This is a genomic window from Geodermatophilus pulveris (assembly GCF_900188375.1).
Taxonomy (GTDB): domain Bacteria; phylum Actinomycetota; class Actinomycetes; order Mycobacteriales; family Geodermatophilaceae; genus Geodermatophilus; species Geodermatophilus pulveris.
The window spans coordinates 453,403-476,436 of record NZ_FZOO01000004.1; the positions used below are offsets into that span (position 1 = coordinate 453,403).

The 23,034-nt window shown below is 77.2% G+C and carries 22 protein-coding genes and 1 pseudogene; 14 read left to right on the forward strand and 9 right to left on the reverse strand.

The features are described from left to right. Window positions 1-17: 17 nt before the first annotated feature. From CHB98_RS21615 to CHB98_RS11340, 3 genes are all read right to left on the reverse strand, one after another. Window positions 18-188 carry a hypothetical protein gene (locus CHB98_RS21615; RefSeq protein ID WP_179224410.1) on the reverse strand — a complete coding sequence of 57 codons (171 nt, stop codon included), beginning with the start codon at window positions 186-188 and terminating at the stop codon, window positions 18-20. Window positions 189-251: 63 nt separating this feature from the next. Further along, a complete protein-coding gene (locus tag CHB98_RS11335; protein WP_245821082.1) occupies window positions 252-890 on the reverse strand; it encodes a GNAT family N-acetyltransferase in 639 nt (212 codons plus the stop codon). A gap of 76 nt (window positions 891-966) precedes the next feature. Beyond that, window positions 967-1,545 carry a helix-turn-helix domain-containing protein gene (locus CHB98_RS11340; protein ID WP_089305662.1) on the reverse strand — a complete coding sequence of 193 codons (579 nt, stop codon included), beginning with the start codon at window positions 1,543-1,545 and terminating at the stop codon, window positions 967-969. A 68-nt stretch (window positions 1,546-1,613) separates the two neighbouring features. On the opposite strand from CHB98_RS11340, the gene CHB98_RS21620 reads away from it, so the two are divergent. Beyond that, on the forward strand, window positions 1,614-2,561 hold the full coding sequence (locus tag CHB98_RS21620; protein WP_179224412.1) for an NAD(P)/FAD-dependent oxidoreductase: 948 nt from the start codon (window positions 1,614-1,616) through the stop codon (window positions 2,559-2,561). Next, window positions 2,558-3,190 (forward strand): class I SAM-dependent methyltransferase, encoded by a 633-nt coding sequence (locus CHB98_RS21625; RefSeq protein ID WP_179224414.1) that lies wholly within the window; start codon window positions 2,558-2,560, stop codon window positions 3,188-3,190. The genes CHB98_RS21620 and CHB98_RS21625 overlap by 4 nt, the downstream gene beginning before the upstream one ends. Before the next feature lie 42 nt (window positions 3,191-3,232). Here the strand turns inward: CHB98_RS21625 and CHB98_RS11350 are convergent, their stop codons facing one another. Together CHB98_RS11350 and CHB98_RS11355 are read right to left on the reverse strand one after the other, a co-directional pair. Next, entirely contained in the window at window positions 3,233-4,030 is a 798-nt protein-coding gene (locus CHB98_RS11350) for a hypothetical protein (protein WP_089305663.1), read from the reverse strand. Between the two features lie 258 nt (window positions 4,031-4,288). Beyond that, the gene (locus CHB98_RS11355) at window positions 4,289-5,380 is read right to left on the reverse strand and encodes a uroporphyrinogen-III synthase (RefSeq protein WP_089305664.1); all 1,092 of its coding nucleotides are present in this window, start codon (window positions 5,378-5,380) and stop codon (window positions 4,289-4,291) included. A gap of 86 nt (window positions 5,381-5,466) precedes the next feature. On the opposite strand from CHB98_RS11355, the gene CHB98_RS11360 reads away from it, so the two are divergent. From CHB98_RS11360 to CHB98_RS11380, 5 genes are all read left to right on the forward strand, one after another. Beyond that, complete coding sequence (locus CHB98_RS11360; protein ID WP_089305665.1) at window positions 5,467-5,961, forward strand: PH domain-containing protein; 495 nt, start codon at window positions 5,467-5,469, stop codon at window positions 5,959-5,961. A gap of 343 nt (window positions 5,962-6,304) precedes the next feature. Then, a complete protein-coding gene (gene infC / locus CHB98_RS11365; RefSeq protein WP_179224416.1) occupies window positions 6,305-6,931 on the forward strand; it encodes a translation initiation factor IF-3 in 627 nt (208 codons plus the stop codon). A gap of 102 nt (window positions 6,932-7,033) precedes the next feature. Beyond that, complete coding sequence (rpmI, locus tag CHB98_RS11370; RefSeq protein ID WP_089305666.1) at window positions 7,034-7,228, forward strand: 50S ribosomal protein L35; 195 nt, start codon at window positions 7,034-7,036, stop codon at window positions 7,226-7,228. A gap of 29 nt (window positions 7,229-7,257) precedes the next feature. Further along, complete coding sequence (rplT, locus tag CHB98_RS11375) at window positions 7,258-7,644, forward strand: 50S ribosomal protein L20 (RefSeq protein WP_089305667.1); 387 nt, start codon at window positions 7,258-7,260, stop codon at window positions 7,642-7,644. Between the two features lie 116 nt (window positions 7,645-7,760). Continuing rightward, window positions 7,761-8,546 carry a TrmH family RNA methyltransferase gene (locus CHB98_RS11380; protein WP_089305668.1) on the forward strand — a complete coding sequence of 262 codons (786 nt, stop codon included), beginning with the start codon at window positions 7,761-7,763 and terminating at the stop codon, window positions 8,544-8,546. 17 nt (window positions 8,547-8,563) lie between these two features. On the opposite strand, the gene CHB98_RS11385 is transcribed toward CHB98_RS11380, so the two are convergent. Beyond that, window positions 8,564-10,534 carry a diguanylate cyclase domain-containing protein gene (locus tag CHB98_RS11385; protein ID WP_281251857.1) on the reverse strand — a complete coding sequence of 657 codons (1,971 nt, stop codon included), beginning with the start codon at window positions 10,532-10,534 and terminating at the stop codon, window positions 8,564-8,566. Between the two features lie 137 nt (window positions 10,535-10,671). Further along, window positions 10,672-10,959 (reverse strand): annotated as a pseudogene (locus CHB98_RS22890) (hypothetical protein); the annotation flags it as partial. A 28-nt stretch (window positions 10,960-10,987) separates the two neighbouring features. On the opposite strand from CHB98_RS22890, the gene pheS reads away from it, so the two are divergent. From pheS to CHB98_RS11400, 3 genes are read left to right on the forward strand one after another with little or no spacing between them, the layout of a single operon-like run. Beyond that, a complete protein-coding gene (gene pheS / locus CHB98_RS11390; RefSeq protein WP_089305669.1) occupies window positions 10,988-12,055 on the forward strand; it encodes a phenylalanine--tRNA ligase subunit alpha in 1,068 nt (355 codons plus the stop codon). Then, window positions 12,056-14,515, forward strand: coding sequence for a phenylalanine--tRNA ligase subunit beta (gene pheT, locus CHB98_RS11395; protein ID WP_089305670.1), 2,460 nt, complete (start codon window positions 12,056-12,058; stop codon window positions 14,513-14,515). Continuing rightward, window positions 14,508-15,314, forward strand: a complete 807-nt coding sequence (locus CHB98_RS11400; RefSeq protein ID WP_089305671.1) for an SDR family NAD(P)-dependent oxidoreductase — start codon at window positions 14,508-14,510, stop codon at window positions 15,312-15,314. Before pheT ends, CHB98_RS11400 begins: the two co-directional genes overlap by 8 nt. Window positions 15,315-15,323: 9 nt before the next feature. Here the strand turns inward: CHB98_RS11400 and CHB98_RS11405 are convergent, their stop codons facing one another. Then, the gene (locus CHB98_RS11405) at window positions 15,324-16,205 is read right to left on the reverse strand and encodes a diacylglycerol/lipid kinase family protein (RefSeq protein WP_218822325.1); all 882 of its coding nucleotides are present in this window, start codon (window positions 16,203-16,205) and stop codon (window positions 15,324-15,326) included. Between the two features lie 145 nt (window positions 16,206-16,350). Between CHB98_RS11405 and CHB98_RS11410 the strand changes: the two genes are divergently transcribed. After that, window positions 16,351-18,018, forward strand: coding sequence for a SpoIIE family protein phosphatase (locus CHB98_RS11410; protein ID WP_143425072.1), 1,668 nt, complete (start codon window positions 16,351-16,353; stop codon window positions 18,016-18,018). A gap of 16 nt (window positions 18,019-18,034) precedes the next feature. Here CHB98_RS11410 and CHB98_RS11415 read toward each other — a convergent pair whose 3' ends face one another. Further along, a complete protein-coding gene (locus CHB98_RS11415; protein WP_179224418.1) occupies window positions 18,035-19,582 on the reverse strand; it encodes an esterase in 1,548 nt (515 codons plus the stop codon). Window positions 19,583-19,720: 138 nt separating this feature from the next. On the opposite strand from CHB98_RS11415, the gene argC reads away from it, so the two are divergent. From argC to argB, 3 genes are read left to right on the forward strand one after another with little or no spacing between them, the layout of a single operon-like run. Continuing rightward, complete coding sequence (argC, locus tag CHB98_RS11420) at window positions 19,721-20,761, forward strand: N-acetyl-gamma-glutamyl-phosphate reductase (RefSeq protein WP_218822326.1); 1,041 nt, start codon at window positions 19,721-19,723, stop codon at window positions 20,759-20,761. After that, entirely contained in the window at window positions 20,758-21,909 is a 1,152-nt protein-coding gene (gene argJ, locus CHB98_RS11425) for a bifunctional glutamate N-acetyltransferase/amino-acid acetyltransferase ArgJ (protein WP_089305675.1), read from the forward strand. Before argC ends, argJ begins: the two co-directional genes overlap by 4 nt. Next, window positions 21,906-22,928, forward strand: coding sequence for an acetylglutamate kinase (gene argB, locus CHB98_RS11430; protein WP_218822327.1), 1,023 nt, complete (start codon window positions 21,906-21,908; stop codon window positions 22,926-22,928). Before argJ ends, argB begins: the two co-directional genes overlap by 4 nt. Window positions 22,929-23,034: the final 106 nt, after the last annotated feature.

Below are 23,034 nucleotides of genomic sequence, written 5' to 3' on the forward strand. Positions count from 1 at the left end.
GCCGGGCAGCTCGACGGTCAGGCCGGCTCGGGCACGCCGCCCGGGTCACCCCCGGGGTCGTCGGGGGTCGGCTCGACCGGCGCGGGCGGCAGCGGCTCGGGGGCGTCGGGGAGCAGCTCGCCCGGGTCGTCCGGCACCGGCTCGGTGGGGTCGATGACCGGTTCCGGCTCGGGCAGTGGCGAGACCATCCCGGCAGTCAACCAGCCGGCCGGCCGGTCCGGCGACGGCACGGCGCCGCGGGCGGGTGCCGCTCAGCGCGCCGGCGGGCGCACCAGCAGCCACTGCGCCAGCCCGCCGTCCGCCGCCGGCACCTCCCGGTCGACCTCGAAGCCCACCCGCCGCAGGAACCGGACGGCCGCCCACGTGGACACCACCGCGGCGGCGGGCAGCCCGGTGGTGTCGCAGTGCGCCAGCCCCGGCTGCAGCAGCGCGGTGCCGTAGCCGAGCCGGCGGCTGCTCGGCCGGGTGCCCAGGTGCGCCAGCCACCAGTGCGCACCGGCGGGGCGGGCGGCGTCGACCAGGTCGCGGGTGCGGCGGACGGCGTCCCAGCGCAGGCCGTGCACGTGCGGCAGCTCCCGGTCCAGCGCCGCCCGCACGTCCTCCGGGAGCGGCCGGGTGCCCGGGGCGCCGTCCGGGGGCACCCAGGCGGCGACGGCGGTGACGTCCTCGGTGACCCACCCGCTGCCGGTGGACACCGCGCGGTGCCCGGCGTCCAGCTCGGCCAGCCGGGTCAGCCGCTGCACCCGGCCGTCGTCGGGCAGCGCCCAGCGGGCCCAGCGCGAGGTGGCCTGCACGAGGGTGAGCGTGGCGGCCACCCGTGGCACGTCGCGCGGCTCGGCGGCGCGGACCGACGGGCTGCCGAGGTGCACGGTCATCACGCGGTCGGCCACGACGGCCAGCCTAGGCACGCCCGCACGATCACCGCCGGGACGCCGTGGGGTGCCCGGAGGCCAGGCTCGACGCAGCTCACCGGGCGGGGCGGGCGCGCACGTGCATGCGCTCGCCCTGCGGGCCCACGAGGATCAGCGTCTCCGCCGGCTCGGGGAACGGGTTGGAGAAGGCGTGCGGCACCCGGGTGTCGAACTCGACCACCTCGCCGGGGCCCAGCACGAAGTCGCGCGGGCCGAGCAGCAGCCGGATCCGCCCGGAGAGGACGTAGAGCCACTCGTAGCCCTCGTGGACCTTCTGCTCGGTGTTGCCGACCTGCCACCGCGGCGGGAACAGCTGCTTGTAGGCCTGCAGCCCGCTGCCGGGCTGCCGGGTCAGGGGCACCATCGTCATCCCGTCCAGGTCGATCGGGTGGCCGTGCACCCTCGGGTCGGGAGGCGCCGAGGTGTCGACCAGGTCGTCGAGGGCCACGCCGTACGTGCGGGCCAGCGGCAGCAGCAGCTCGAGGGTGGGGCGGCGCCCACCTGACTCCAGCCGGGAGAGCGTGCTGACCGAGATGCCGGTGCCCTGGGCGACCTCGGCCAGCGTGCGCCCGCTCCGGCCGCGCAGCGCTCGCAGCCGGGGGCCCACGTTCTGCAGGACGTCGTCGTCGGTCATGCTCGCCAGTTTGCCATCTCGGCAATCGCCGTTGCCATCGTTGCTGGTCCGGGTCCAGAGTGGTCGGCATGGACGAGCGGTACGACGTGGTGGTCATCGGCGGCGGCGCGGCGGGCCTGAGCGGAGCGCTCACCCTGGCCCGCGCCCGGCGCAGCGTGCTGGTGGTGGACACGGGCGAGCCCCGCAACGCACCGGCCGGGCACGTGCACAACTACCTGGGCCGCGAGGGCACCCCTCCGGCGGAGCTCTACGCGACCGGACGGAGCGAGGTGGAGAGCTACGGGGGCACGGTCGTGACCGGACGGGTCACCGCGGTCCGCCGTGAGGACGACGGGTTCGCCCTGGACCTGGAGGACGGCGGGGGCGTGCGGGCTCGGCGGGTGCTGCTGGCCTCGGGCCTGACCGACGACCTGCCGGACCTGCCCGGTGTCGCCGAGCGGTGGGGGAGCACGGTGCTGCACTGCCCCTACTGCCACGGGTGGGAGGTCCGCGACCGGGCGGTCGGCATCGTGAGCACCGGCGCCCTGGGCGCCCATGCCGCGCTCCTGTGGCGCCAGTGGACCGACGACGTCGTGCTGTTCGTGCACAGCGGGCTCGGGCCCACCGACGAGGAGCTGGAGCAGTTCGAGGCGCGGGGGGTGCGGGTCGTCCGCGGGGAGGTGGCCGGGCTCGAGGGCGGCGCCGACGTCCGGATGGCGGACGGCGTGCTGGTCGAGCGGGACGCGGTGGTCGTCGCGCCCCGGTTCGTCGCCAACGCCGAGCTGCTGGCGGACCTGGGCGCGACCCCGGTGGCGCAGGAGGTGCACGGCTGGGTGATGGGCAGCTACCTGCCCGCCGACCCGACCGGCCGCACCGAGGTGCCCGGTGTCTGGGTGGCGGGCAACGCCGGGGACCTGAGCGCTCAGGTGATCGTCGCCGCGGCCCAGGGCCTGCGCGCGGGCGCGATGCTCAACGCCGACCTGGTCACCGAGGACAACGCCCGTGCGGTGGCGGAGCAGCGGAGCGCGGCGGCATGAGGGCCACCGACCGCGAGTCCTACGACCGGCTGTACCGGTCCACGTCCGCGGTGTGGAGCGGCCGCGCCAACCGGCAGCTCGTGGACGAGGCGGACGGGCTCCCGCCCGGCAGGGCGCTGGACGCCGGCTGCGGCGAGGGGGGCGACGCCCTGTGGCTGGCCGAGCGCGGCTGGCGGGTGACGGCGGTGGACTTCTCCCGGGTGGCGCTCGAGCGGGCGGCGGCGGGTGCACGCGCACGGGGCCTGGCGGACCGGGTCGAGTGGGTGCACGCCGACCTGGACCGGTGGGCGCCTCCCGCGGGGCGCTTCGACCTGGTGACGGCGCACTACCTGCACGCGAGCTGGTCGGACCGCGCGGGCGTGTTCCGGCGGCTGGCGGCCGCCGTCGCGCCGGGCGGCACCCTGCTGGTGGTCGGCCACCAGCACGGCGCGGCGTGGGAGCACGGACACCAGCACGCCCACGACCCGGACGTCCTCCACCGCGCGGAGGACGTCGCAGCGGTGCTGGACCCGGCGGAGTGGGAGGGCGTCGTCACCGAGACCCGGGAGCGTGACCCGGAGGCCACGGCGCGGACGGGCAACCCGGTCCCGGACACCGTGCTGGTCGCGCGGCGGTCAGCAGCGCAGTAGCCCGCGGCCGGCCGTGTCCCCGCGCCACCGTCGCGGCCGGGTTCAGGTTCGAGGGGGTCCCAGATCGGCCAGCGCGGCCGCGACGTCGTCGTCCCGCACGAAGCCCAGCGCCAGCAGCCGGTGCACCAGCACGCCGCGGCGGGTCAGCCGCAGGTCGGCCGGGCGCAGCCGGGGCAGCGCGGCACCCCCCGGCCGCGGCCGGGCCGGCGGCGGGTCCAGCAGCCCCGTCTGCTGCAGGTCCGCGACGTCCTCGCGGGCGCCCCACGCCGCCCAGCCGCGCGGGTCGTCGGCCAGCGGGGTCATCGGCAGCGGGGCGCGGTCGCGGCGGCCGACGCCGGCCAGCAGCACCAGCTGCCGCCAGGTGAGCCCGGTGGCCAGGGCCAGCGCCCGCTCGACCACGGCGGCGTCCAGGTCGGGCGACCAGGCGACCTCGGCCAGCAGGTAGCCCAGGTGCCGCACCCGCCGCTCCTCGTGCGACCCGCGGGCCGCCGACACCACGGCCTCGGCCACGGTGTCCGCGGCCGAGCGGCCGCCGGCCCGCGCGGCGAAGAAGCCGTCGTCGCGGACCGGGCGCCCGCCACGGGCCAGCGCGACCCCGTGCTCGACGGCGAACGCCAGCACCGCCCCGGCGCGGGCCCGCTCGCGGGGGACGCCGACCTGCGCCGCCTCGTCGGCCGCCGCGCGCAGGCAGCGGGCCAGCCGATCGGGCAGCTGCACCGCGGCCGGAGCCGGGCCGGGGTAGACCACCGCCGCGGCGCTGCGGCTCATGGTCCCCGCGACCGCGGCGCCGGCCTCCAGCAGGGCGCGGCCGGCAGCGGCGGGGTCCTCGGTCACGGTCACGGCGACGATCCTCTCCGCTGGCCGGGCCCCTGCGCACGCCGGTGGCCGGCGGCTCACCCCGCGGGGTCGGCACCGGTGGCCACGACGGACCACGGCGTCTGCCCGGTGGCAGGCGGGGGGACGACGACTGGCGCCCGGGATCGGGGAGCCGAGCCCTCCGGCCCGCTGAGCCAGCCGTGATCACGGGGTTGTCGCCGCTGTCCGCGGCGAGCCATCGCGTGTCGCCGGCATCGACCCCATGGTCAGCCGGGGGAGGGATCAGACCGCCAGGCGGGCGCCACCCCCGGCCACCGTCTCCACCAGGCCGGGGCCGAGCGCGGCCCGCAGCCCGGTCACGGCCGCCTCGGCGGCGGGCCCGGCCACGACGACCCCCGGGCGGGCGGCCAGCGCCCGCAGCAGCGCCATCGGACCGGGTGCCGGCTCCACCAGGCGCCCGTCGAGCACGGCGGCGTGCCCGCGGACCTGCAGCTCCCGCCCGCCCACCCGCAGCACCGGGTCCCGCCCGGGCAGCCGGGCGACCACCTCGCGGGCCAGGGCACCCAGCCGGGCCCGCTCGGGCTGCACCGCGTCGACGCCCGCGGCGGCCAGCGGGGCGGCGGTCACCGGGCCCACCGCCACCGGCAGCACGCCGTCCCGGAGTGCCGCGACCAGCTCGGCGTGCCGGCCCGCCTCCCCGGCCGTCGACAGCAGGCTGGCCGCCGCCGGCGCGCTGGTGAAGGTGACCGCGTCGACCTCGCCGGCGACCACGGAGTCGACCAGCCGGCGCAGCGGTGCGACGTCCTCGGGCGGCACCCAGCGGTACACCGGCACGGTCACCACCTCGGCACCGGCCGCCCGCAGCGCCGCGACGACGTCGGCCAACGGGTCCCCGTGCAGCTGGACGGCGATCCGCCGCCCCTCCAGCGGGCCCTCCGCGCCGGACAGCAGGTGCTCGAGCACCTCCGCGGAGGACTCCGAGGCCGGCGACCAGGCGTCCACCAGCCCGCCGCCGCGGATGGCCCCGCGCGCCTTGGGGCCGCGGGCGAGCACCCGCGCCCCGCGCAGGTGGTCGACCAGCGGCAGGTCCCACGCCCCGGCGGCGGCCAGCCACCCGCGGAAGCCGACGCCGGTGGTCGCCACCGCCACGTCCACCGGCCGGGCCAGCACCTCCCGCGTCGCGGCGACCAGCTCGGCGTCGTCGGCCAGCGGCACGACGCGGATGGCCGGCGCGTGCACCACCCGCGCGCCCCGGCGGGCCAGCAGCGTGACCAGCTCCCCGGCCCGCCGCTCCGCGGTCACCGCGACGGTGTACCCGGCCAGGGGCGGCGGTGGCCCGGACCCCGGCGGGGCCCCGGTCGGGACGTCGGTCACGGCTTCCCCCTCGTCGACGGTGCAGGACCATGGTGCCCGGTGCCGCGGTGCGTCCCGGCCCGTCCCCGGCCTGGGAGGATCGGTCCGTGCCGCCCGCCGCCCCGCCCGCCGTCTCCGCCGTCCCCCGCCGGTGGCGGCTGCTGTGCGCGGCGGCCGCGCTGGTCGTCGCCGGCGTCCTGACCTACGTCGGCGTGACGCTGCAGGACAACGCCACCGGTGTCGCCCGCTTCACCACTGCCGACCAGGTCGCCCTCGTCGGCCTCGGGCTGGTGCTGGGCGCCGGCCTGCTGGCCCTCGGCCGCCCGCGGGTGGACGCCGACGCCACCGGCATCCGGGTGCGCAACCTGGCCGGGGATCGGGCCCTGCCGTGGACGGCGGTGCAGGCCGTCCGCTTCGACCGGCGCTTCCGCTGGGCGACGCTGCTGCTGACCAACGACGACGAGTTCGCCGTGCTGGCGATCCAGGGCGCCGACGGCGACCGCGCCGTCGAGGCCGTCGAGGGGCTGCGGGCGCTGCTGGCCGCGGCCCGCGCGGCCGAGCCGCCGCCCCCACCGCGCCCGCCGCTGCTCTACGACGACTGACGAAGGACCCCCGTCCTCCCCACCCTCCGCAGGCTCAGGGTGGGCCCCTGGACGGGGGCCGTTCCATCACGTCACCAGGGGGAATGACCGCCCCGCCGGGGACGCTGTAGCATCAGCATGCCTCCCCGCTACACGAGGCGCGCGAACCACTGAGCGGCCCCGCCCCGGGCCGCTCGACCAAGAGGAGCCCGCTCCCACCTGGCGCCGTCGAGGCGTCCAGGTCCCCGGATCGCGGCCCCGGCCCCCGGCCGGGGCCGCGCCGTGCACGAGCCCCGGCCCGTGCACCCCGGCGAGTGGGCCCCGCGAGCAGCCGCTCGCGGGGCCCTCCGCACGTCGGCGTCCGGTGGCACCCAGCGGGCCCTCCCCATGCAGCAGCAGAGGAGAGGCCATCACCGAGCCCCGCATCAACGACCGTATCCGCGTCCCCGAGGTCCGCCTGGTCGGTCCCGAGGGCGAGCAGGTCGGCATCGTGCCGATCGGCGAGGCGTTGCGCCTGGCCCAGGACTCCGAACTCGACCTCGTCGAGGTCGCCCCCATGGCCCGGCCGCCGGTCGCGAAGCTCATGGACTACGGCAAGTTCAAGTACGAGTCCGCCCAGAAGGCCCGCGAGGCCCGGCGGAACCAGGCGCTCACCGTCATCAAGGAGATGCGGCTGCGCCTGAAGATCGACCCGCACGACTACGAGACCAAGAAGGGCCACGTCGAGCGCTTCCTGCGGGGCGGCGACAAGGTCAAGATCACCGTGATGTTCCGCGGCCGCGAGCAGTCCCGGCCGGAGATGGGCTACCGGCTGCTCCAGCGGCTGGCCACCGACGTCTCCGAGCTCGGGGTGGTCGAGTCCAACCCGAAGCAGGACGGCCGGAACATGGTCATGGTGATCGCCCCGCACCGGAACCAGGCCGCCACCGACGGCGCCCGCCGCCAGGCGAAGGCCGAGCGGGCCGCGGAGAACCAGGGCCCGCAGGCCTGAGCGGTCCGCCCGCAGCACCGCACCACCACACGGACCGGTGACGCGCGCCGGCCCCCGGGCCGCCGTGCGGCACGGACACACACGACCGACGAGGACGAGGACATGCCGAAGCAGAAGACCCACAAGGGGACGGCCAAGCGCGTGCGGGTCACGGGCAGCGGCAAGCTCATGCGCGAGCAGGCCAACAACCAGCACAAGTTCGAGCACAAGTCCTCGCGTCGCAAGCGCCGGCTGGACTCCGACCAGGTCATCTCCCCGGCCGACACCCGCAACCTCAAGAAGCTGCTCGGGCTCTGAGCGCCCCCTAGACGAGAAGGAGCCCATCCGTGGCACGCGTGAAGAGGGCGGTCAACGCCCAGAAGAAGCGTCGGACGACGCTGGAGGCCGCCAGCGGCTACCGGGGCCAGCGGTCCCGGCTCTACCGCAAGGCCAAGGAGCAGATCCTCCACTCGGCGACCTACCAGTACCGCGACCGCAAGGTGCGCAAGGGTGACTTCCGCAAGCTGTGGATCACCCGCATCAACGCCGCGGCGCGGCAGAACGACATGACCTACAACCGGTTCATGCAGGGCCTCAAGCTGGCCGGCATCGAGCTGGACCGCCGCGTGCTGGCCGAGCTGGCCGTCAACGAGCCGGCCGCCTTCGCCGCGCTGGTCGAGACCTCCCGCGCCGCCGTGGCCGCCGCCCCGGCCGGCGGCGAGCAGGCCGCCTGAGGCAGGACCGTCCCAGCACGGTGACGACGCCGTCGGCGTCCGGCCTCCCCGGGTCGGCGCCGGCGGCGTCGTCCCGTGCGCGGACCCCGCCCGGCGCCGGAGGAGGGCGACGAGCGATGACCGAGCCGCTGACCGAGCGCTCGGCCCGGGTCGCGGCCGCCCGCAGGCTGACCCGCCGCGCCGGACGGGACGCCGCCGGGCTGTTCCTCGCCGAGGGGCGCCAGGCCGTCGCCGAGGCGCTGGCCGACCCGGCCGGGGTCCGGGAGGTGTTCGCCACCGAGGCCGCCGCCGCGGCGCACCGCGACCTGCTGGCCGGCGCCGCCGTCCCGGTCCGCACGGTCACCGAGCGGGCGGCCGCGAGCCTCTCGGAGACGGTCACCCCGCAGGGCCTGGTCGCCGTGTGCGCGCTGCGCGACGTGCCCGCCGACGTCCTGGTGCGCACGCCGCCGCGGCTGGCCGTGGCGCTGGCCGGGCTGGCCGACCCGGGCAACGCGGGCACCGTGCTGCGCACCGCGGACGCCTGCGGCGCGGGCGCGGTGGTGTTCGGCGCCGGCTCCGCGGACCCCTACGGCGGCAAGGCGGTGCGCTCCAGCGCCGGCAGCCTGTTCCACGTCGACGTCGTCCGTGCCGCGCCGCTGCCCGCGCTGCTGCCCCGGCTGCGGGCCGCCGGCGCCACGGTGCTGGCCGCCGACGGCGGGGGAGAGGCCGCGCTGGACGAGCTGGGCGGCGCGCTGGCCGGGCCGGTGGTGTGGCTGTTCGGCAACGAGGCCCGCGGCCTGCCCGCAGACCTCGCCGCGCTGGCCGACGCCCGCGTGCGCATCCCCATGCGGGGGCGCGCCGAGAGCCTCAACCTGGCCGCGGCCGCGGCGATCTGCCTCTACACCACCCAGCTCGCCCAGTAGGAGGACGGGGTCCTCCCTCAGCGGGCCGGGGCGGTCCGCGTCGCGTACATCCGCATGTCGGCCGAGTGCAGCAGCGCGGGGAAGTCCGCGCCGTCCTCCGGCCACACACTGACGCCGATGCTCGCCCGCACGGTGCACTCCTGCCCGCGCAGCGGGACCGGGGTGGCCACCACCGCGGCCAGCTCGCCGGCGATGCGGCGCGCCTCGGCCCCCGCGGTCGCCTCGGGCAGGCCGGTGAGGGCGACCAGGAACTCGTCGCCGCCGAGGCGGGCCAGCAGGTCGCCGCGCCGCAGCCGGCTGCGCAGCCGCTCGGCGACCGCGACCAGCAGCTCGTCGCCGACCGCGTGGCCGAACCGGTCGTTGACGGCCTTGAAGCCCACCAGGTCGACGAACAGCAGGGCCACCGCCTCGTCGTGGGCCCGCGCGTTCCAGATCGCGGTGTCGACCTGCTCGGCCAGCCGGCGCCGGTTGGGCAGGCCGGTGAGCGAGTCGGTGTAGGCCAGCTCCTCGATGCGGGCCAGGTAGGTGCGGGTGCGGTCGCGCTCCTGCACCAGGGCCCGCTCGGCCTCCACGCGGGCGGTGACGTCGACCTGGGTGCCGATGTAGTGGGTCACCGTCCCGTCGGACCCGACGACCGGCGCCAGGTGCAGCTCGTTCCACCACGTCGAGTGCTCCGGGCCGCGGTAGTTGAGCATGGTGACCCGGCACTCCTCGCCGGCGTCCAGGGCACGGCGGACGGCGGCGATCGCCGTCGGGTCGGTGTCCGGGGTCTGCATGAAGCGGCAGTTGCGGCCCAGCAGCTCGGACCGGGGCAGCCCGGCGAGCCGCTCGAAGGCCGGGTTGACGTAGACCAGCGGCTGGTCGGGCCGCCGGACGTCGACGATCGTGACACCGGTGGGGGTCGACGCCAGCGCGCCGTGCACCAGCGTGTCGCCGGTCGCGGCGAGCAGCACGCCGGCGTCGAAGCGCTCGGCCGCCGGCACGACCACGTCGGCCGGCGGGACGGAGCCGTCCGGCCGCGACGGGGCGGCGTGCCGCTCGTCCACGCGCGGGGTGACCCGGGCCAGCAGCGCCACGGTCGCCCGGATGACGGTGTCGCGGTCGTAGGTCAGCGCGTAGGCGAACCGGCGCTGCGCGTCCGGGCCGTCGTCGCCCAGGTCGCGGGCGAGCAGCGCGGCGGAGAAGTGCGGGCCGAGCACGGTGACGTCCCACTCGCCGCGCACCGGGTCGTCCGCGCGCAGGGTCGCGCCGCGCAGGCCGGGCAGGGGCTCCACCGGCAGGTCCTCGCCGATGGCGCAGACGAAGCCGGTGCGCTCCACCAGGTCGCGGTAGCGGAGCGTCGTCGCCGGGGTGAAGTGCCGGGCCTCCTGGAAGGTGGCGGCCACCACCGACGTGCGTCCCAGCCGCAGCGCCTCGCGCTCTAGCTGCTTGGACAGCTCGATGAGCAGGGCCTTGGGGGCCTGGCGCACCGGGACGTCGATCGGTAGGCAGGAGAAGGGGGAGACGTCGGCGTCCCGGTCGAGGGTCTGCGGGAGCTGCGAGGGCAGCACCAGGGCGCCGGTGACCGCGCCCTCGACCGGGTCGGCGGCCGGGCGGCCGAAGAACCAGCCCTGGCCCAGGGTCGCCCCCAGCGCGCGGGCGGTGGCCAGGTGGGCCTCGTCCTCGATGCCCTCGGCCAGCACCACCGCGCCGGTGCGCTCGGCGTGCGCGTTGACCGCGTTCATGATCTCGGCGATCACCGGGCCCGGGCGCTCCTGCACCAGCCGCAGGTCCAGCTTGATGACGTCGGGGCGCAGCAGCGGCATGAACGCCAGCGACATCGCCTCGGCGCCTACGTCGTCCACCGCCACGCCCCAGCCGACGGCCCGCACCCGCTCGACGGTCCGCAGCAGCTCCGCCGGCCGGGTGGCCAGCGCGCGCTCGGTGATCTCCAGGACCACCCGCAGCCCGCCCGGCGCGGTCTGCGCGATGGCCAGCAGGTCGTCCATCGGTGCGCAGTCGAGCACCTCGGGCTCGACGTTGACGAACAGCGTAGCGGCGCCTGCAGGCCGGCCCGGTACGCCCCGGTGAGCGCGGCGGTCCGGCAGGCGGCGTCCAGCTCGGCCAGGCGGCCGGCGCTGCGGGCGGCGGGGAACAGCTGGTCGGGGCGCTCGAGGGGACCCTGCGGCCCGCGGGCCAGGGCCTCGTAGGCGACCACCCGGCCGGTGTCGAGCTCGACGATGGGCTGGAAGACGCTGCGCACCGTCCCGTCGCGCAGGACGTCGTCGATCGTCGTCGCGGGAGCGGAGGGAGGAAGGGTCACGCGCAACGCATCGGACGCTCCCGGGGCACGTTGAGCGGTGGTCCGCCCCGCCTCCTCCGTCCGGGGGGAGCGGCGCGGTCCGGCGGGCGGCCGAAACCCGGCGGCGGCCACGCCGGGCCCCCGGGCAGAATGGCCTCCCGTGTCCGGCGCCAACGACCCCTACGACCCCAAGCAGGTCGCCGCCCTGGCCCCTGAGGCCCTCGACGCGGCCGTCGCCGCGGCGCGGCGCGCGGTCGCGGGGGCCGGTGACCTGGAGGCGCTGGCCGCCGTCCGCCCGGCCCACCTCGGCGACCGCGCGCCGGTGCTGCTGGCCCGCCGGGAGCTCGGCGCGCTGCCCCCGGCCGCCCGGGCCGACGCAGGCAAGCGGGTCAACGCCGCCCGGGTCGCGGTCACCGAGGCCTTCGAGGCCCGCCGGGCGGAGCTGGCGGCCGAGCGGGACGCCCGGGTGCTGGCCGAGGAGCGGGTCGACGTCACCCTGCCGTGGGACCGCACGCCCCGCGGCGCGCGGCACCCGATCACCACGCTCATGGAGCGGATCGGGGACGTCTTCGTCGGGATGGGCTACGAGGTCGCCGAGGGCCCGGAGCTCGAGGCGGAGTGGCTGAACTTCGACGCGCTCAACATCGGCCGCGACCACCCGGCGCGCACGATGATGGACACCTTCTTCGTGGCGCCCGAGGACTCCGGCCTGGTGCTGCGCACGCACACCAGCCCGGTGCAGGCGCGCACCCTGCTGTCCCGCACGCCGCCGGTCTACGTCGTCGCGCCGGGCCGGACCTACCGCACCGACGAGCTCGACGCGACGCACACCCCGGTCTTCCACCAGGTCGAGGGCCTGGCCGTCGACCGCGGGCTGACCATGGCCCACCTGCGGGGCACCCTGGACCACCTGGCCCGGCAGCTGTTCGGCGCCGACGCCGTCACCCGCTGGCGGCCGTCGTACTTCCCCTTCACCGAGCCGTCGGCGGAGTTCGACGTGTGGTTCCCCGAGCACCGCGACGGCCCGCGTTGGGTCGAGTGGGGCGGCTGCGGCATGGTCAACCCCCGGGTGCTGGTGGCCTGCGGCGTCGACCCGGCGGAGTTCTCCGGCTTCGCCTTCGGCATGGGCATCGAGCGCGCGGTGCAGTTCCGCTCCGCGGTCGCCGACATGCGCGACATGGTCGAGGGCGACGTCCGGTTCACGACGGCCTTCGGAGTGGAGCTGTAGATGCGGGTCCCCATCGGCTGGCTGGCCGAGCACGTCGACGTCCCCGCCGGCACGACCGTCGAGGACCTCGACGCCGCCTTCGTGCGCCTGGGCCTGGAGGTCGAGGAGGTGCACCGCCCGGCGGAGGTCACCGGCCCGCTCGTCGTCGGTCGGGTGCTGGGCATCGAGGAGCTGACCGGCTTCAAGAAGCCCATCCGGTACACGCAGGTCGACGTCGGTGAGCCGGAGCCGCGGGGCATCGTCTGCGGCGCGCAGAACTTCGCCGTGGGGGACGCCGTGGTGGTCGCGCTGCCCGGCGCGGTGCTGCCCGGCGGCTTCGCCATCGCCGCGCGGCGGACCTACGACCACGTCTCCGACGGGATGATCTGCTCGGCCCGCGAGCTCGGCGTCGGCGAGGACCACGCCGGCATCCTGGTGCTCGGGGACGGCGCCCCGGCCCCCGGCACCCCCGCCGGGCCGGTGGTGGGCCTGGACGACGTGGTCGTCGAGCTGGCGGTCACCCCCGACCGTGGCTACTGCCTGTCCCTGCGCGGCATCGCCCGCGAGATGGGCACCGGCCTGGGCGTGCCGTGGCGCGACCCGGGCGACCTGGCCGCCCCGGCCGGGTCGGGGGAGCCGGCCTGGCCGGTCGCCGTGGAGGACGCCGGCCGCTGCGACCGGTTCTCGATGGTCGCGCTGGAGGGCCTGGACCCCACCGCACCCAGCCCCTGGTGGATGCGCCGGCGGCTGGCCCAGTCCGGCGTCCGCAGCATCTCGCTGGCCGTCGACGTCACCAACTACGTGATGCTCGAGCTCGGCCAGCCGATGCACGCCTTCGACCGCGACCGGGTGCGCGGGCCGATCGTCGTCCGCCGGGCCCGGGAGGGGGAGCGGCTGACCACGCTGGACGGCGTGGACCGCGCGCTGGCCTCGGACGACCTGCTGATCACCGACGACTCCGGGCCGATCGGGCTGGCCGCGGTCATGGGCGGGGCATCGACCGAGATCGGCGCCGGGACGTCGGCGGTGCTGCTGGAGGCCGCGCACTGGGAGCCGACCGGCGTGGCCCGCACCGCCCGCCGGCACCGGCTGCCCAGCGAGGCGGCCAAGCGCTTCGAGCGCGGCGTCGACCCGGAGATGACGACGGCGGCGCTGGCCCGCGCCGCCGCGCTGCTGGCCGAGTACGGCGGCGCCCGCGTCGTCGGCGCGCTGGTCGACGTCGACACCCGCGGTCCGCGGCCGGCCATCGCGCTGGACCCCGCGCTGCCCGGCCGCGTCGCCGGCGTCCCCTACCCCGCCGGGCAGGTCACCGCGCTGCTGGGCGCGGTCGGCTGCGCGGTCGACGGCGACGGCCCGCTCCGGGTCACCCCGCCGTCGTGGCGCCCGGACCTCACCGACCCCGCCGACCTGGTCGAGGAGGTCGTCCGCCTCGCCGGCTACGACGACGTCCCCTCCGTGCTGCCCACCGCCCCGCCCGGCCGCGGCCTGACCGACCGGCAGCGCCGGCGGCGCGCCGTCGGCCGGGCGCTGGCCGAGGCCGGCCACGTGGAGGCGCCGTCGTTCCCGTTCGTCGGGACGGCGGCCCTCGACGCGCTCGGCCTGCCCGGCGACGACCCGCGCCGGCAGGTCGTGCTGGTGCGCAACCCGCTGTCGGAGGAGGAGCCGGCGCTGCGCACCACGCTGCTGCCCGGCCTGCTCGCCGCGCTGGCCCGCAACCTCTCCCGCGGGCTGCGCGACGTCGCGCTGTTCGAGCACGGCGCGGTCTTCCCGGGCGGGGAGCGCCCGCCGGCGCCGCTGCCCGGCGTCGACCGGCGGCCGGACGACGCGACCCTGGCCGCGCTGCTCGGCGCGGTGCCGGAGCAGCCGTGGCACGTCGCCGTCGCGCTGGCCGGGCACCGCGAGCCGCGCGGCTGGTGGGGCCCGGGCCGCCCGGCCGGCTGGGCCGACGCCGTGCAGGCCGCCCGCCGGGTGGCCGAGGCCGCCGGGGTGGAGCTCACCGTGCGGGCGGGGGTGCGGGCGCCGTGGCACCCGGGCCGCTGCGCCGAGATGGTCGCCGGCGGGCGCGTCGTGGGGCACGCCGGCGAGCTGCACCCGCGGGTGTGCGCCGCGCTGGACCTGCCGGCGCGCACCGCGGCGATGGAGCTGGACGTCGACGCGCTGCCGCCCACGGCCGTACCGGTCGGGCCGCGCCTGTCGGCCTTCCCGCCGGTCTTCGTCGACCTCGCCTTCGTCCTCGCGGAGGACGTGCCGGCCGCGGACGTCGAGGCGTCGATCCGCGAGGCCGGCGGCGACCTGCTGGAGTCGGTGCGGCTGTTCGACGTCTACACCGGACCGCAGGCCGGCGAGGGCCGCCGGTCGCTGGCGTACTCGCTGACCCTGCGCGCCCCGGACCGGACGCTGTCCGGCGAGGAGGCCGCCGAGCTGCGGCAGCGGGTGGTCGCCCACGTCCGGCAGGCGAGGGGGGCCGAGCTCCGTGGCTGACCTGTCGGGTTCCGTCGCGCTGGTCACCGGTGCCTCGAGCGGCATCGGGCGGCACCTGGTGCAGGGGCTGGCCGAGCGCGGCGCCGCGGTGGCCGGCCTCGCCCGGAACGGCGAGCGGCTGGCGGCCGCCGTGCAGGAGGTCGCTGCGGCCACCGGCGCGCGCACGCTGGCCGTGCCGGCCGACGTCACCGACCGGGCCGCGGTCGAGGAGGCCGTCACCCGGGTGCGCGAGGAGCTGGGCCCGGTCGACCTGCTGGTCAACAACGCCGGCCTGATCGACGCCGCCGAGGAGCCGCTGTGGGAGGCCGACCCCGACCAGTGGTGGTCGGTGGTGGAGAGCCACGTCCGCGGCGCCTTCCTGCTCAGCCGCGCCGTCGTGCCGTGGATGGTGCTGCGCAACCGCGGCCGGGTGGTCTCCCTGGCCAGCGGGATGGGCCTGCGCGCCCGCCCGGAGTACTCGGCCTACTCGGTGGCCAAGACCGGCCTCGTCCGGCTGACCGAGGCCCTCGCCGGGGCGCTGGAGGGCCTGGACGTGCGGGCCTTCGACGTCGCCCCGGGCGTCGTGGACACCCCGATGACCCGGGCCATGCCGATGTGGCGCGGCCACACCGACTGGACGCCGCCGGAGCTGGTCGTGGAGCTGGTCGCCGCGATCGCCGCCGGGGAGCTCGACCACTGGTCGGGCCGGTTCCTGCGCGCCGGTGCCGACGACCCCGCCGTGCTGCGGGCCACCACCCCTGACGGCGACGCCCGGCAGCTGCGCCTGCGGCCCCACGGTGACGGCGACCCGCTGGGCTGACCGGGCCCGTCAGAACACCGTGGCCAGTGCCCGCGGGGCGATGTCGACGGCCACCGGGGTGCCGGGTTCCAGCTCGACCAGCTCGCCGTCCAGCTGCAGCGGCATGGGGCTCAGCGGCGTGAACCCGTAGTGGGTGGTGCTCGGCTGCGGGCCGAGGCCGCGGGTCACCGCCCGGAGCAGCGTGCCCAGCACCCGGAGCCGGCCGCTGCGCTGCTGGGTGACCACCTCGAACCGGCCGTCGTCGGGGCGGCCGCCCTCGCTGAGCGTGGCGTACTTGGCCATCCGGTCGATGTTGGCGAACACCAGGCTGTCGACGGTGCGCCGGCGGCCGTCCTCCAGCCGGATCGGGAACGGCCGGAAGCGGGCGAAGGACCGCACCGTGGTGACGATCTCCCGCCACGACCCCTTGCCGCCCTGCTCCAGGTCGACCGCGACGACGGGGGTGAGGCCCACGCCGATGTAGGAGTGCGCGTACCGGGTGCGCGCGGTGTCCCCGCTGCCGACGGTCAGCCGGAGCAGGTCGATCCGCCGGACGTCGCCGGCCACGACCGCGTCGGCCAGCGGCCGCTCGCGCGTCGTCCGGCGGTGGTCGTTGGCGTTGCCGGCCGCGTGCACCGCGCACACGGCCCCGGTCTCCCCGGCCTGCACGACGCCGTCGACCAGCTCGTTGTAGCCGCCGTCGCCGCTCACCGAGACCAGCAGCGGGCGCCCGGTGGCGGCGGCCTCCCGCGCCAGGTCGCGGGCGTGCCCCGCGTACCGGGTGGGGCGCAGCTCGACCGGCACGGCAGGCAGCCGCCGGGTGAGCTCGGCGTGCAGCTCCTCCGCGGCACGCGGCGCGTCGCCGGTGCTGTGCGGGTTGAAGACGATGACGATCCGGTCGTACGGGCTCACGGGCCCCGTCATGCCCGCGGGCCGCCCGGCGCACGCCCGTCCGTGCCGGACGTCACCGCCGGGGCGTCCCGGCCGGACACGCGTAGATTGCGCGCGACAGACCGGCGGGGCGCGCGGCACGCGCCGGCCCGGGGGCGTGGAGGCGATGGACGACCAGCCGGGACCGGCGGTCCCCGACCGGACGGAGCTGGCGCTGCTCCGGGCCGCCGTGGAGGGCGGCCTGGACGGCATGGTCGTGGTGTCCGCCGACGGCCGGATCGTCACCTCCAACCGGAGGTTCGCCGAGATCTGGCCCATCCCGGCCGAGGTCGTGGCGTCCGGCTCCGACGAGGCGGCCCTGGCGTCGGTGCTGGACAAGCTGGTCGACCCGGACGCCTTCCTCGTCCGGGTGCACGAGCTGTACGGCACCGCCTCCGGCGCGGCCCGCGACGAGCTGCTGCTGCGCGACGGCCGGGTGCTGGACCGCTACGGGGCCGCGCTCCGCGACGCGCGCGGCGACTACATCGGCTGGGCCTGGTACTTCCGCGACGTCACCCTGGAGCGGGCCGCGGTGGTGGACGCCGGGCGGCTCGGTGCGCTCATCGCGGTGGCCCAGCGGCTGGCCGACGCCCGGTCCGAGGAGGACGTGCTCGGCGTGGTCTCCGGCGACGGCGCCTCGGTGCTCGGCGCCGCGGGTGCGGTGCTGTGCCTGGCCGAGCCGGGGGCGGCGCGGGTGCGCACGCTGGCGACCGGCTTCTTCGACGAGGGCCTGCGCGCCGAGGTCGCCGAGCTCCCCGCCGACGCCCCGCTGCCCGTCGTCCGGGTCGCCACGACCGGGGAGGCGGTCTTCCTGGCCGACCGGGACGAGGCCCTCGCCCGCTTCCCCGGGGCCCGCGACAGCTACGTCCGGGCCCGCGCCGAGGGTGCGGGCGTGGTGCCGCTCACCTCCCACGGCCGGACGACCGGCTCCCTCGGCGTGGTGTTCACCGGCCGGCACCCGTGGCGCACGGCCGACCGCGCGCTGCTCCAGGCGCTCGCCGCGCTGACCGCCCAGGCGCTGGACCGGCTGCGCGCCCAGGCGGCCGAGCAGGAGGCGACGCGGGAGGTGCGCCGGCTCGGCGAGGCGCTGCAGCACAGCCTGCTGACCCCGCTGCCGTCCTCGCCGCTGCTGCAGCTCGCCGCGCGCTACCGGCCGGCCGCCCGCGCCGCGCGGGTCGGCGGGGACTGGTACGACGCGTTCCCCGGCGCCGACGGGTGCACCACCCTGGTCGTCGGCGACGTGGCCGGCCACGACCGGGCGGCGGCGGTGGCCATGGCGCAGGTCCGCAACGTGCTGCGCGGCGTCAGCGTCACCGTGGACGGCGGACCCGCCCGGGTGCTGGCCGCCCTCGACCGCGCCCTGCGCCGGCTGGACATCGACACCCTGGCCACCGCGGTGCTGTGCCAGGCCTCGGCCGCCCCGGACGACCCGCGGCCCCGGGCGGTCCGGCTGCGCTGGTCCAACGCCGGGCACCCGCCGCCGCTGCTCGTGCACCCCGACGGCACGGCGGAGTTCCTCGCCCGCGTGCCGGAGCTCCTGCTGGGCGTGGCACCCGACCGGGCCCGGACCGACCACGAGGTCACCCTGGCCCCCGGGGCGACCGTCGTCCTCTACACCGACGGCCTGGTCGAGCGCCGCGACCAGGACCTGGACGCCGGCAGCGCCCGGCTGCGGGCGGTCGCCGGGGAGCTGGGCGGGCTGGCACCGGACCGGCTGTGCGACGCCCTGCTGGACCGCCTGGCCGCCGGCTCGGAGGACGACGTCGCGCTGCTGGTCGTGCGGGTCGCGGACTGACCGGCCGGCCGGCCGGTCATGCGGGCGGTGCCGTGCCCGCCGGGCACGGGTCGTACAGCCGGCGCGTCCCGATCTCCTCCTCGGGCACCGTCTCGACCGGGGTGGTGAACCGGCAGCCGAAGGCGGGGTCGGCGACGGCGCTGGGGCTCAGCACGTCCTCGCCGGCCGGCCGCAGCTCCGCACTCCCGGCCTCCCGGGACTCCACCCAGCGCACGAGGTCGGTGAAGGTGGTGGCGTACTCCTCCGGGGTGAACTCGCAGTGCCCCGCGCTCCGGACGGTGCGCTGCACCAGCAGGTCCCCGGTGCCGAGGTCGGCGGCCTCGGCGGCGTAGACCTGCTGGTGCTCGAAGGGCACGAACAGGTCACCGAGGGTGTGCACGGACAGCACGGGGACCTCGAAGGCCGCCGTCAGGTCGGGGACGTACGCGTCCGGCCCGGTGCGCCGGGCCCCCGGTGCCGCGGCCACCCGTTCCACGGCCTCGTTGAGCGTCGTGCCGTCCGGGAAGGTGTAGCTCGTCGGGTAGCGGGTGCCGACGTTCTCGGCGAGCCAGCCCGGCGTGACGCCGGAGAGCGAGCCCGTCGGGTCGTCGGCGAAGCGGGCCAGCTGGAAGTCCAGGCCCTCCCAGTACGTGAAGGCCGCCTCGTCGCCCGGCCGCGGCCCGCCGGTGAGGTCGATGACCACGTCGCGCAGCACCTCGCCCCGCTCGGTGAGCGGGGGGTTGTCGCCGACCGGCTCGTCCGGCAGGCCGAGACGCTCCTTGATCAGCGGGATGACCGCGTCGACGTAGTCCTCGGGGATGGGGAACCCGTCGACCTCGGCCAGCGCCTGGGCCACCAGGTTGTAGTCCAGCCGGATGTCGAACTGCTCGACGTCGCCCATCACGCCGCACATGGGCGCCGCGCCGCTCCAGGGCACCTGCTGGCGCTCGAGCAGCTCGCCGATGACGTGCCCGCCCATCGACACCCCCTGCAGGTAGCGGCGCGACGCCGGGGCGACGAGGTCGTCGAACAGCCGCGCCAGCCGCTCGGTCGACACGGCACCGGCGGGGACGTCGTAGCGGTTGGCGCTGTAGGACGACGCGGCCCAGGCGTACCCGGCGTCGACGTAGGTCTCCCTGAGGTCGCCCGCCGGGTCGCTGACGTAGAGGACCGGACCGGTGCCCCGGTACCCGTGCTCCCAGAAGACCACCTCGCCGTTCCACCCGGCCAGCGGCACCTCGATCCGGTAGGCCGCGCCGGAGTCGACGCCGGTCAGCACGCGGGTGCGGGGGGCGCCCTGCTCGTCCAGCAGCGGGGTGAACGGCTCCCCGCGCTCCCCGGTGGCCGGGTCGTGGTCGAAGGCCGGGTCGGCGACCTCCCAGTCGATGTCCGAGGCCGGTACCGCCGGCACCGCCGGCTGGAGCTGGGGCGGCTGGTGCCCCGGGTACCCGGCCCCCGGTGCCCCCGGGCCGGCGCCGGCGCCCGGGGGGCCGGCGGTGGCCACGCCGGTCGTGGTGAGGGCGAGGGCGACCGCGGTGGTGGCGGTCGCGGCGGCCCAGCGGCGCTGTCGGCGGGTGGTGCCCATGCGTGGTCTCCCCGGGGAAGTGGCGGACGGCACAGCACCCCCACCCTGCCCCCCGGGGGGCCGGCCGGCGCGCTGGCCGGCGGACCGGCCGCCGCCCGGGCCTGAACGGTCATGCACGGACGTGTATGGTCATGCACCGTGAACGGTCAACGGACGTGGACGGTCGGGGTCACCGGCGCCACCGGGTACGCCGGGGGTGAGGTGTGCCGGCTGCTGGCCGGGCATCCGGCCCTGCGGCTGACCGGGGTGCACGCGGGGTCGAGTGCGGGGCGGCGGCTGGGGGAGCTGCAGCCGCACCTGCTGCCCTTCGCCGACCTCGAGGTGCTACCCAGCAGCGCGGCGGACCTGGCCGGCTACGACGTCGTCGTCCTCGCGCTGCCGCACGGGGAGTCGGCCGCCGTCGCCGCGCAGCTGCCCGACGACACCCTCGTCATCGACTGCGGCGCCGACCACCGGCTCGAGGACCCCGCGGCCTGGGCGCGCTGGTACGGGTCCGAGCACGCGGGAGTGTGGCCCTACGGCCTGCCGGAGCTGCCCGGCCAGCGCGAGCGGCTCGCCGGCGCGCGGCGGATCGCCGTCCCCGGCTGCTACCCGACGTCGGTCACCCTCGCCCTGGCACCCGCACTGGCCGCCGGGCTGGTCGCACCCGACGTCGTCGTGGTCGCCGCCAGCGGCACCTCCGGCGCGGGCAAGGCCGCCAGGCCGCACCTTCTCGGCAGCGAGGTGATGGGCTCGGTCAGCGCCTACGGCGTCGGCGGGGTGCACCGGCACACGCCCGAGATGGTGCAGAACCTCTCCCGCGCGGCCGGCCGCGACGTCACCGTCAGCTTCACGCCGACCCTGGTCCCCATGAGCCGGGGCATCCTCGCCACCTGCTCCGCGCCGCTGCGGCCCGGCGTCGACGGCGAAGCCGCACGCGCCGTCTACGGGAAGGCCTACGCCGACGAGCCGTTCGTCCACCTGCTGCCCGAGGGCCAGTGGCCCACGACGGGACAAGTGCTCGGCGCCAACACCGTCGCGCTGCAGGTCGCCGTCGACCCCGACGCCGGCCGGCTCGTGGTCGTCGCCGCCGTCGACAACCTCACCAAGGGCACCGGCGGGGCGGCCGTCCAGTGCGCCAACCTGGCCCTGGGCCTGCCCGAGACCATCGGCCTGCCGCTCGTCGGGGTCGCACCGTGAGCGTCACCGCACCGCAGGGCTTCCGGGCCGCCGGCGTCGCGGCCGGCCTGAAGAGCTCCGGCGCCCCCGACGTCGCGCTGGTCGTCAACGACGGCCCGGACGACGCCGCGGCGGCCGTCTTCACCACCAACCGCTTCCCGGCCGCGCCGGTGCAGTGGACCCGCCAGGTGGTGTCCACCGGCCGGGTGCGGGCCGTGGTGCTCAACTCCGGCGGGGCCAACGCCTGTACCGGCGCCGAGGGCTTCCAGGACACCCACGCGACCGCCGAGCACGTGGCCGCCGCGCTCGGGCTGGGCGCGGTCGACGTCGCCGTGTGCTCCACCGGGCTGATCGGCGTCCGGCTGCCCATGGACCGCCTCACCGCCGGCGTCACGGCGGCGGTGGCGGGGTTGTCCGAGGACGGCGGGCCGCACGCCGCCCGGGCGATCATGACCACCGACAGCGTCCCGAAGACCACCGTCGTGGCGCGCGACGGCTGGACGGTCGGCGGCATGGCCAAGGGCGCCGGCATGCTCGCGCCCAGCCTGGCCACCATGCTCGTCGTCCTGACCACCGACGCCGTGGTCGACGCCGCGACCCTGCAGGCCGCGCTGGAGCGGGCCACCGCGGTCAGCGTCGAGCGGGTGGACTCCGACGGCTGCCTGTCCACCAACGACACCGTGGTCGTCCTGGCCAACGGCGCCGCCGGGGTGACGCCGGGCGCCGAGGAGGTCGCCGAGGCGCTGACCGCGGCGTGCACCGACCTGGCGATGCAGCTGCTGTCCGACGCCGAGGGCTCGACCAAGGACATCGCGATCACCGTGCGGGGCGCCGCCAGCGTCGAGGACGCGCTCACCGCCGGCCGCGCCTGCGCCCGCAACAACCTGCTCAAGACGGCGCTGTTCGGCAACGACCCGAACTGGGGCCGGGTGCTGGCCGCGATCGGCACCACCGACGCCGCCTTCGAGCCCGGCCGGGTCGACGTGACCATCAACGGGGTCACCGTGTGCCGGGGCGGGGCGATCGGCGACCCGCGGGAGGGCGTCGACCTCACCGGCCGGGCGGTCACCATCGACGTGGACCTGGGCGCGGGCACCGAGCAGGCCACCATCTGGACCAACGACCTGTCGATCGCCTACGTGCACGAGAACTCGGCGTACTCCACGTGAGCACCCCCCAGGACCCGAGCCCGCCGGACGTGCGGGTCGACGAGACCCCGCCCGAGGTGCCCGCCGTCCGCCGGCGGATCGGCAGCACCCGGGTCATGCGCACCCACGACCCGGAGGGCGACGCCCGCAAGGTCGCCGTCCTCACCGGCGCGCTGCCGTGGCTCAAGGAGTTCCACGGCAACGTCGTGGTGGTCAAGTACGGCGGCCACGCGATGGTCGACGAGGAGTGCCGGCGGGCGTTCGCCGAGGACATGGTGTTCCTGCGGACCTGCGGCATCCTCCCGGTCGTCGTGCACGGCGGCGGCCCGCAGATCAGCGAGATGCTCGGCCGCCTCGGCATCCCCAGCGAGTTCCGCGGGGGCCTGCGGGTGACCACCGAGGAGACCGTCGAGGTGGTCCGCATGGTGCTCACCGGCCGGGTCGGGCCGGACATCGTGGGGCTGGTCAACCAGCACGACCCGATGGCCGTGCACCTCTCCGGCGAGGACGGCGGCCTGCTCACCGCGCGGCGCACCACCGCGGTGGTGGACGGCGAGGAGGTCGACGTCGGCCTGGTCGGCGACGTGATCGCGGTCGACCCCACCCCGGTGCGGGCGCTGCTGGACGCCGGGCACATCCCGGTCATCGCCAGCGTCGCCCCGGACGCCGACGGCGTGGTGCACAACGTCAACGCCGACACCGCGGCCGCGGCGGTCGCCGTCGCGCTCGGCGCGGTCAAGCTCGTCGTCCTCACCGACGTCGAGGGCCTCTACGCCGACTGGCCGGACCGCGACTCGCTGGTGCAGCAGATCGACGCCGCCGAGCTCGCCGACATCCTGCCCGGCCTGGACTCGGGGATGGTCCCGAAGATGGCCGCCTGCCTGCGGGCGGTCGAGGGCGGGGTGCGGCGGGCCACCGTCGTCGACGGCCGCACCCCGCACGCCCTGCTGCTGGAGATGTTCACCACCGAGGGCACCGGGACCATGGTGGTCCCGGCCCTACCTGGAGCACAGCCGACGACCGGGGAGGAGCCGGCATGACCCGCACGGAGGAGCTGTCGGCCCGCTGGTCGGCGGTGATGATGGGCAACTACCGCACCCCGCCGGTGGCGCTGGCCCGCGGGGCGGGCGCCACCGTGTGGGACGT

What these genes read in the sequence shown, in the direction of transcription:
- CHB98_RS21615 (WP_179224410.1), bottom strand. Translation starts at nt 188, where the DNA reads ATGGTCTCGCCACTGCCCGAGCCGGAACCGGTCATCGACCCCACCGAG.
- CHB98_RS11340 (WP_089305662.1), bottom strand. Translation starts at nt 1,545, where the DNA reads ATGACCGACGACGACGTCCTGCAGAACGTGGGCCCCCGGCTGCGAGCG.
- CHB98_RS21620 (WP_179224412.1), top strand. Translation starts at nt 1,614, where the DNA reads ATGGACGAGCGGTACGACGTGGTGGTCATCGGCGGCGGCGCGGCGGGC.
- CHB98_RS21625 (WP_179224414.1), top strand. Translation starts at nt 2,558, where the DNA reads ATGAGGGCCACCGACCGCGAGTCCTACGACCGGCTGTACCGGTCCACG.
- rpmI (WP_089305666.1), top strand. Translation starts at nt 7,034, where the DNA reads ATGCCGAAGCAGAAGACCCACAAGGGGACGGCCAAGCGCGTGCGGGTC.
- CHB98_RS11380 (WP_089305668.1), top strand. Translation starts at nt 7,761, where the DNA reads ATGACCGAGCCGCTGACCGAGCGCTCGGCCCGGGTCGCGGCCGCCCGC.
- CHB98_RS11385 (WP_281251857.1), bottom strand. Translation starts at nt 10,534, where the DNA reads ATGGACGACCTGCTGGCCATCGCGCAGACCGCGCCGGGCGGGCTGCGG.
- pheT (WP_089305670.1), top strand. Translation starts at nt 12,056, where the DNA reads ATGCGGGTCCCCATCGGCTGGCTGGCCGAGCACGTCGACGTCCCCGCC.
- CHB98_RS11410 (WP_143425072.1), top strand. Translation starts at nt 16,351, where the DNA reads ATGGACGACCAGCCGGGACCGGCGGTCCCCGACCGGACGGAGCTGGCG.
- CHB98_RS11415 (WP_179224418.1), bottom strand. Translation starts at nt 19,582, where the DNA reads ATGGGCACCACCCGCCGACAGCGCCGCTGGGCCGCCGCGACCGCCACC.